Below are 8,285 nucleotides of genomic sequence, written 5' to 3' on the forward strand. Positions count from 1 at the left end.
CCAGGCATTCTGCCGCCGACCGTGTGGCCCGCGCCACACCGATCGCGCCCTGAGGACATGACGGGGCGCACCCACGAGAGGGCACCCCCAAATCCATATGAGCGAGCTGACCCAAGAACTCATGGACGGCCAGGAGCTGGCCGCCACCGCTCCGGTGCGTCCGGAGGCACCCACCTTCGCCGAGCTGGGCGCGCGTCAGGAGACCGTCGACGCGCTGGCCGCGGCCGGCATCACCCGCGCGTTCGCCATCCAGGAGTACGCGCTCCCGATCGCGCTGCGCGGCACCGACCTGATCGGCCAGGCGCCCACCGGCACCGGCAAGACCCTCGGCTTCGGCGTACCGCTGCTGGAGCGCGTCTTCGCGCCCGAGGAGGGCGGCGACGGCGTGCCGCAGGCGCTGGTCGTCGTGCCCACCCGCGAGCTGGGCATCCAGGTCGCCAAGGACCTCGCCGCCGCGGGCCGGACGCGGGGCGTCCGGGTACTGCCGATCTACGGCGGTGTGGCTTACGAGCCGCAGGTCGACGCGCTGCGCAAGGGCGTGGAGATCCTGGTCGGCACCCCCGGCCGCCTGCTGGACCTGGCCAAGCAGAAGCACCTGCGCCTGGACCGGGTGCACGCGCTGGTCCTCGACGAGGCCGACCGGATGCTCGACCTGGGCTTCCTCGACGACGTCGAGCGAATCCTCGCGATGCTGCCGGAGGACCGGCAGACGATGCTCTTCTCGGCGACCATGCCCGACCCGATCGTCACCCTCTCCCGGCGCTTCCTGCGCCACCCGGTGACGATCCACGCGGGTCACACCGCCGAGACGGGGCCGTCGCCGCAGACCGAGCAGCTGGCCTACCGCACCCACTCGATGAACAAGATCGAGATTGTGGCCCGCATCCTGCAGGCCGAGGGTCGCGGGCTGACCATGATCTTCACCCGCACCAAGCGGGCCGCCGACCGGGTCGCCGAGGACCTCGACTTCCGGGGCTTCGCCGTCGCCGCCGTGCACGGCGACCTCGGGCAGGGCGCGCGCGAGCGGGCACTGCGGGCGTTCCGGGCGGGCAAGATCGACACCCTGGTCGCCACCGACGTCGCCGCCCGGGGCATCGACGTCAGCGGTGTCACGCACGTGATCAACTACGACTGCCCCGAGGACCAGGACACCTACACCCACCGGATCGGTCGCACCGGCCGGGCCGGGGCGAGCGGCGTCGCGGTGACCTTCGTCGACTGGGACGACATGCCCCGCTGGCGGATCATCGACAAGACGCTGGGCCTGGAGATGCCGGAGCCGCCGGAGACGTACCACACGTCCCCGCACCTCTACACCGACCTGCACATCTCCACCGAGATCACCGGCACCCTGCCGACGGCCGAGCGCACCCGCGCCGGCCTGGCGGCCGAGGTGGAGGAGGACCTGGGCGGTGGCCGGTCCCGCCGGGGCGAGGGCCGGGGCTCCCGGCGCGGCGACGGTCGCGGCCGCGGCGAGCGCCGCCAGGGCCGCGCCACCGAAGAGACCGGCGGGCCGGACGCCGACGCGCCGGCCGAGGCCGCCGAGGAGGGCACCCGCACCCCGCGTCGCCGCCGGCGTCGCCGCGCCGGCGAGACCGTCTCGGGCGAGCCGACCGCGGTGATCACCACCGAGGCCGCCAACGCAGGCGAGGCCCCGAAGCCGCGCCGCCGCCGGCGCCGTCGTGGTGGCGGTGGCTCCGCCGCCGGTACGCCGGCCGAGGCGACCGCCGACTGACCCCGAGCACGACACCCGACATCCCCGTACCGGTCCCCCGGTGCGGGGATGTCGCCGTCGTGACCGAATGAAGGCCCGCGCGGGGATGTCGCCGTCGTGACCGGGTGAAGGCCCGCGCGGGGATGTCGCCGTCGTGACCGAATGAAGGCCCGCACGACCGGGCGACCGAACGCAACCCGGCCTGACCCGCCCACCGCACCACCGCGCATGGTCGGGGCGCACGGGGCGTCCACGGGAGCGCAGCGTGCCCGAGAGGCGCGGGCCGCCCGGCGGTACGCCGACGACGACGAGGAAGATGGAGCAATGCCCGAACCGCTGGATGCCGCCCTGACCGAGGTCCGGGCGCTGTTGCTCGACCCCGCGCTGACGCGGGCGGTGGCCGCCGGACGTCGGCGCGGGCACCGCCCCTCGATGGTCCGCGCCGAACTGCGGCCGGTCGCGCTGAAGGCCGGTCCCCGGCTGCAGATCTCCACCTCCGACGGCTCCCGGCCGTACACCCGCAACGTCGCCCCCGGCCCGGAGGCGGACGCGGCGGTGGACGCGCTGCTGGCCGAGCCGTTCGGCAACTGGCACGTGGAGACCGCCGACGCGACGCTGCAACTGCGGGTGACCAAGTCGGGTGAGGCGCAGGTCCACCGGGCCACCGCGGCCCGGCCGGTCGCCGAGCCGGGCGGGCACGACCGGGCGAAGGAGTACCTGCTCGACCCGGGCGACCCGATCTTCGCGGAGATCGGGGGCTCGGCGGCCAAACGCCGGCAGGTCGACGCGTTCCTGCGGGCGCTGGCGGCGACCCTCCCCGACGACCTGACGGGGCCGCTGCGCGTCGTCGACCTGGGGTGCGGCAACGCGTACCTGACCTTCGCCGCGTACCGGTGGCTGGCGCGACGGGGGCTCGACGTCGAGCTGGTCGGCGTGGACGTCCGGGAGGACCAGCGCCGCCGCAACACCGAGCTGGCCGAGCGGCTCGGCTGGGCCGAGCGGGTCAGCTTCGTGGCCGGCACGATCGCCGACGCCGTCGTGGAGCCCGCCCCCGACCTGGTGCTGGCGCTGCACGCCTGCGACACCGCCACCGACGAGGCGCTGGCTCGGGCGGTGCGCTGGCGGGCCCGCTGGGTGCTCGCCGCGCCGTGCTGCCACCACGACGTCGCCGCCCAGCTGCGCACCAGGCCGGCCCCCTCGCCGTACGACCTGCTGACCCGGCAGGGCATCCTGCGCGAGCGCTTCGCGGACGTCCTCACCGACGCGCTGCGGGCCGGGCTGCTCCGGCTGCACGGCTACCGGGCCGAGGTGGTGGAGTTCGTCGACTCCCGGCACACCCCGCGCAACCTGCTCATCCGGGCCCGCCGCACCGGCACCGCCCCGACGGACGGCCAGCAGGCGGAGTACCGGGACCTGGTCGGCCAGTGGGACGTCACCCCACGGCTGGCGACGCTGCTCCCCGCAACCACCCCGGACGCCTGCGCGTCACCGCGCTAGCGCGGTCGCCCGACGCCGGCCCAGCACCGCGCCAGCACGGCCGATCGCGGCCCGGACGCCGATTGTTCCGGCGAAAAAGTCCCGACCACGGGACGGTCTGGTCGGTCAGTCAATTGTTTCCATACCTTTTCGTACTACCCTCGGAGGCGCACCGCCGGGTGCCGGTCGGGAGGGAAGACCCGCAGGGATGGGTTCGGTAGAGGTATCGCCGCAGATGGCCTTCGCACGCTTCGTGCGGCGCGCCATCGACGACGCCCGCGAGGAACGCGGGTGGACCGTGACGGACCTGGCGTCCCACACCGGCGTCGGTCGCTCCACCGTGTTCCGCTGGCTCGCCGGGGACTGGCAGGACTACCCCGAGCTCGCCAAGGTGCGGGGTTTCTGCGCCGCGCTGGACCTGCCGGTCGCGGCCGCGTTCCGCGCGCTCGGCCTACCCGACGCCGGCCCGGCGCCCCGTCGGCGCGTCGACGACGGCCCGGTCGAGGCGGACGTCCGGGTGATCCTGCAACGGCTGGCCGACCCGACCGTGCCGGCCGAGGAGAAGCACCACATCCGCGACCTGCTGCGCTACCTGGCCCGCCGCCCGATCCGGCGCGCCGGCTGAGCCGCCACCCGCGCCACCACCACCCCCAGCGCGGGCCGAGTCACCACCCGCAGCGCCGGCGGCGATGACGACCGCGCGGCCGGCGGCGCGACGTTGGGGCCGGCCGCCGGAGGGTCACGGCACGGTCAGGGTGAACTCGGCGGTCCGCACCACGCCGCCGACCTGGAAGTCGAGGTAGAGCCGGTACCGGCCCGGGCCGGGCGTGGTCACCCAGAATGTCACCGCCCCGTCGACCGCCTGCGGCTCCGGGTGGACGTGCAGGTAACCCAGGTCGCCCTCGCGCAACGCGACCAGGTGGCCGTACGCGCCGAGGTAGCGCTCCAGCGTCGGGGTGCCGCCGGCCGCCGAGCCGAATCGGAAGGTCAGCGGAACGGTCAGGCCCGCCTGCGGTGTGCCCTGGTAACCGACGGTGAACCCGTCGACCGTGGCCGAGGTGGCCGGCGCCGGCAACGGCCGCGGCTGGTAGCCGCCGGGCGCGACCAGGTCGACCCCGAGCGTCACCGCCGTCTGCCGGCCGTCGTCGGCGAGCGCGGTGAAGTCGGCGTACGCGCGCCAGACGCCCGGCTGCGGCAGGGTCAGCGGCACCGACCACGTGCCGTCGGCGGCCATGGTCGGGTGCAGGTGCTGGTAGCCGGTCAGGTCGCGGCGCACCACGATCAGGTGCATCGGCCTGTCGTGCACGACGGCGAACCGCGTCACCGGGCGGCGCTGCGCGTCGCGCACCTGGAAGCGCAGCTCGCCCGGCCGGCCGGCGGTGAACGACGACGCCACGGGGGCGAGCGTGTAGCCGGCCGAGGTGACCGAGAGGCCCGCCGCCTCCGCCGCCGCGTCCTGGTCGGCGCCGTGCTCGTGCGCGCCCGTCCCGGGGGCGTGGGTGTGGTCGGCCAGGGCGCTGCCCCGCCCCACCGACCCTGCCGGGCCACCGCCGTTGAGCCGGCCGAGACCGAAGCCGAGCAGCACCGCGAGCACCAGGCCGCCGACGACCAGCGCCAGCCGGAGCGTGCTCCGGTCCGGCACGGCCGACACCTGCTCCGGATCCGCCGGGGACTGCTCCGGCCCGGCCGGGGACTGGTCGGGCACCACCGAGGTCTGCTCACGCACCGTCGATCCCTGGTCCGGCACGGCCGACGCCTGGTCAGGCACCGCCGTCCCGCTCATGCCCGGGCTGCTGATCGGTCATGCCGCTCACGCTACCCTCCGTCACGGTCGCGCCGCCCCGGCGGCGACGCGGCGTGGCGACGGTCGCAATCCCGCCCGCCCGGGAACTTCCCCGCCCGGTCCGCGACGGGACGCGGCTCAGCCGGCCACCGCCAGGGCAAGGGGCAGCACGTCGGGGGCGCCGGCCCGGCGCAGCTCCCGGGCGACCATCGTCATCGTCCAACCCGAGTCGACCAGGTCGTCGACGAGGAGCACCGGCCCGTCGAGGCCGGCGAGGGTGCCGGCCAGGTCCTCCGGCACGGTGAAGGCAGCGTGCAGCGCGCGTACCCGCTGGGCGCTGTTGCCGCGCGGGCCCCCGCCCCCGGCCGGGCCGGCCGGCGTCACCCGGCCGAGCATCGGCAGCCGGCCGACGGCGGCGATCCGCTCGGCGAGCGAGCCGACCAGCCGGGGCCTGCTGCGCGAACCGACCGCGACCACGCCGACCGGGCGGCGCGGCCACGGGTCGTCCCCGTGCGCCCACGCCTTCAGCACCTCGACCACGGCGGCGGCCACGTCGTCGGGGACGGCGACGTCGGGCGCCTCCGGCGCCACCAGGTCGCGCAGCCGGCCGCCCCACCCCAGGTCGGACAGCCGCCCCACCGCGCGCCCCGGCAGCGCCTGCTCCGCCGGGGCGATCCGCCCCCTGAGCGGTACGCCCACCGCCTCCAGCCCGGTCGGCCAGAGCTTCTTCGGCGCGATCTCCACGCCGGGTCGACCGAGGAAGGTCTGCGCGGCGGTCAGCGCGACGTCGGACACCTCGGGCGTGAACAGCGGGCCGGCGCAGCGGTCGCACCGGCCGCAGTCGGTCGCCCCGGCGTCGTCCAGGCACTCGCGCAGGTAGCGCAGCCGGCAGTCCGGCGTGCTTGCGTACTCCCGCATGGCCTGCTGCTCGGCGGTGCGCGCCTGGGCGACGCGGCGCAACCGGGCCTCGTCGTAGACCCAGGGCTCGCCGGTGGCGAGCCAGCCGCCGCGCACCCGACGGACCGCGCCGTCGACGTCGAGCACCTTGAGCATCAGCTCCAGCCGGGCCCGGCGCAGGTCGACGATCGGTTCGAGGGCCTGCGTGGAGAGCGGGCGGTCGGTGTGCAGGGCCGCCAGCACCGCGCGGACCTGTTCCTCCGGCGGGAACGCCAGCGAGGCGAAGTAGCGCCAGATCGCGGCGTCCTCGACGCCGGGCAGCAGCAGCACCTCGGCGTGCGCGACGGCGCGGCCCGCGCGGCCGACCTGCTGGTAGTACGCGATCGGCGAGGGCGGCGCGCCGAGGTGCACCACGAAGCCCAGGTCGGGCTTGTCGAAGCCCATGCCCAGGGCGCTCGTGGCGACCAGCGCCTTGATTTTGTTGTCCAGCAGGTCCTGCTCGGCGGCGCGCCGGTCGGCGTCCTCGGCCTGGCCGGTGTAGGAGGCGACCGCGTAGCCCCGGGAGCGGAGGAACTCGGCGGTCTCCCCCGCCGCGGCGACGGTGAGCGTGTAGACGATGCCCGAGCCGGGCAGCCGGTCCAGGTGGTCGGCGAGCCAGGCCAGCCGGTGCGCCGGGGTCGGCAGGTCGAGCACGCCGAGGCGCAGCGACTCCCGGTCCAGGCTGCCGCGCAGCACGAGGGCGTCGCCCAACTGCTCGGCGACGTCGGCGGTGACCCGGGCGTTGGCGGTGGCCGTGGTGGCGAGCACCGGGGTCCGCTCGGGCAGGTTGTTGAGGAAGGTACGCAGCCGCCGGTAGTCCGGCCGGAAGTCGTGCCCCCAGTCGGAGACGCAGTGCGCCTCGTCGACCACCAGCAGGCCGGTGGTGGCGGCCAGCTTCGGCAGCACCGTGTCCCGGAAATCCGGGTTGTTGAGCCGCTCGGGGCTGATCAGCAGCACGTCGACGGCCCCGGCGTGGATCTCGGCGGTGATCTCGTCCCACTCGTCGAGGTTGGCCGAGTTGATGGTGCGGGCCCGGATGCCGGCGCGGGCCGCCGACTCGACCTGGTTGCGCATCAGCGCCAGCAACGGCGAGACGATCACGGTCGGGCCGATGCCGCCCCCGTCGCCCTGTCCGGCGGCGGCATCTTGGTCGCGCCCCCGCAGCAGGGCGGTGGCCACGAAGTAGACGGCCGACTTGCCCCACCCGGTGCGCTGCACGCAGAGCACCCGGCGCCGGTCGACCACCAGCGCCTCGATCGCCCGCCACTGGTCCTCGCGGAGCCGGGCGTGCTCGCCGGCCAACCGCCGCAGCACCGCCTCGGCCCGCTCCCGTACCGCCGTCCGATCCTGGCTCATCCGGCATTTCTACCAGCGCCGGACGACCGCGCCCCGGTTCACGCGGGAGGTTCCGGTCACGATCCGGCCGGCGGCGGTCGCCCCCGGGGCGGGGGCCCGGGGAAGGCGACGACGTCAGCGCCCGAGGACGGAGCCGCCGTTGACGCCGAGTACCTGGCCGGTGACGTAGCCGGCGGCCGGGCCGGCCAGGTATCGAACGGCCTCGGCGATGTCGTCTGGTACGCCGGCCCGCCCGACCAGCGTCGCCGCCACCCGCTTCACGTGCCCCTGCGGAGTCATCCGGTCGCCGAAGAACTCCGTCTCCGCCACGTAGCCGGGGCTCACCACGTTGACCGTGATCTGTTCCGGGCCGAGCTGCCCGGCCAGGTCGTACGCCCAGCCGTGCAGTGCCGCCTTCGCCGCCGAGTACGCCCCGCCGCCGCCCCGCTGGGCGGCGATCGAGCTGACCAGGATGACCCGGCCGCCCGGTCGGCGCAGGGCCGGCCGCAGCGCCTCGGTGAGCAACACGGCAGTGAGCACGTTGGCGTCCAGATTGGTCCGCCAGTGCGCGGCGGTGCCGGCGAGCGTGCTCACGTCCCCGCCCAGGTAGCCCCCGGCGTTGTTGACCACCACGTCGACCGGCCGCCCGGCGACCGCCTCGACCACCCCGCCGAGCTGCTCCGGATCGGTCAGGTCGGCGCTGACCGCCTGGGCAGCCCCGGGACGACCGCACTCGGCGTTCACCCGCTCGGCCGTGGCGAGCAGCACGTCCGCCCGCCGCCCCACGATCAGGACGTCGCACCCGTCCCCCGCGAGCGCCCGCGCGACGGCCGCCCCGATCCCGGTCCCCCCACCACTCACCACCGCCAACCGCTCACCCATCCTGCACCGCTCCTCCCCCACGACAGAAACCCGTCGATCATGAAGTTATTGCCACCGTCAACGGGGCGGTGTCAAGTGGTGAGTGCAATCGTCAGGGCGCGATGAGTTGAGCGAGACGCTGGGTTGGGGTTGCCCAGCCCAGCGTCTGGCGGGGTCGGG

General features: G+C 75.4%; 6 protein-coding genes. 3 read left to right on the top strand and 3 right to left on the bottom strand.

Annotated elements, in window-relative coordinates; genetic code table 11:
* Positions 1–97 precede the first annotated feature (97 nt).
* The 3 genes from ACGF5C_RS04190 (at position 98) to ACGF5C_RS04200 (ending at position 3,815) form a co-directional block, all read left to right on the top strand.
* A complete protein-coding gene (locus ACGF5C_RS04190) occupies positions 98–1,735 on the top strand; it encodes a DEAD/DEAH box helicase (protein ID WP_393296465.1) in 1,638 nt (545 codons plus the stop codon).
* Positions 1,736–2,038: 303 nt separating this feature from the next.
* Entirely contained in the window at positions 2,039–3,211 is a 1,173-nt protein-coding gene (locus ACGF5C_RS04195; protein ID WP_393296467.1) for a class I SAM-dependent methyltransferase, read from the top strand.
* A 187-nt stretch (positions 3,212–3,398) separates the two neighbouring features.
* On the top strand, positions 3,399–3,815 hold the full coding sequence (locus ACGF5C_RS04200) for a helix-turn-helix domain-containing protein (RefSeq protein WP_091627481.1): 417 nt from the start codon (positions 3,399–3,401) through the stop codon (positions 3,813–3,815).
* A gap of 114 nt (positions 3,816–3,929) precedes the next feature.
* Here the strand turns inward: ACGF5C_RS04200 and ACGF5C_RS04205 are convergent, their stop codons facing one another.
* From ACGF5C_RS04205 to ACGF5C_RS04215, 3 genes are all read right to left on the bottom strand, one after another.
* Positions 3,930–4,916 (bottom strand): hypothetical protein, encoded by a 987-nt coding sequence (locus tag ACGF5C_RS04205; RefSeq protein ID WP_393296469.1) that lies wholly within the window; start codon positions 4,914–4,916, stop codon positions 3,930–3,932.
* A gap of 195 nt (positions 4,917–5,111) precedes the next feature.
* On the bottom strand, positions 5,112–7,265 hold the full coding sequence (locus ACGF5C_RS04210; RefSeq protein WP_393296471.1) for a DEAD/DEAH box helicase: 2,154 nt from the start codon (positions 7,263–7,265) through the stop codon (positions 5,112–5,114).
* 114 nt (positions 7,266–7,379) lie between these two features.
* On the bottom strand, positions 7,380–8,126 hold the full coding sequence (locus ACGF5C_RS04215; protein WP_393296473.1) for an SDR family NAD(P)-dependent oxidoreductase: 747 nt from the start codon (positions 8,124–8,126) through the stop codon (positions 7,380–7,382).
* Positions 8,127–8,285: the final 159 nt, after the last annotated feature.

It is taken from the genome of Micromonospora sp. NPDC047620, from assembly GCF_043205005.1.
Taxonomy (GTDB): Bacteria; Actinomycetota; Actinomycetes; order Mycobacteriales; family Micromonosporaceae; genus Micromonospora.

Coding starts and splice junctions, on each gene's coding strand:
- ACGF5C_RS04195 (WP_393296467.1), top strand. CDS start 2,039: ATGCCCGAACCGCTGGATGCCGCCCTGACCGAGGTCCGGGCGCTGTTG.
- ACGF5C_RS04210 (WP_393296471.1), bottom strand. CDS start 7,265: ATGAGCCAGGATCGGACGGCGGTACGGGAGCGGGCCGAGGCGGTGCTG.
- ACGF5C_RS04200 (WP_091627481.1), top strand. CDS start 3,399: ATGGGTTCGGTAGAGGTATCGCCGCAGATGGCCTTCGCACGCTTCGTG.
- ACGF5C_RS04215 (WP_393296473.1), bottom strand. CDS start 8,126: ATGGGTGAGCGGTTGGCGGTGGTGAGTGGTGGGGGGACCGGGATCGGG.
- ACGF5C_RS04190 (WP_393296465.1), top strand. CDS start 98: ATGAGCGAGCTGACCCAAGAACTCATGGACGGCCAGGAGCTGGCCGCC.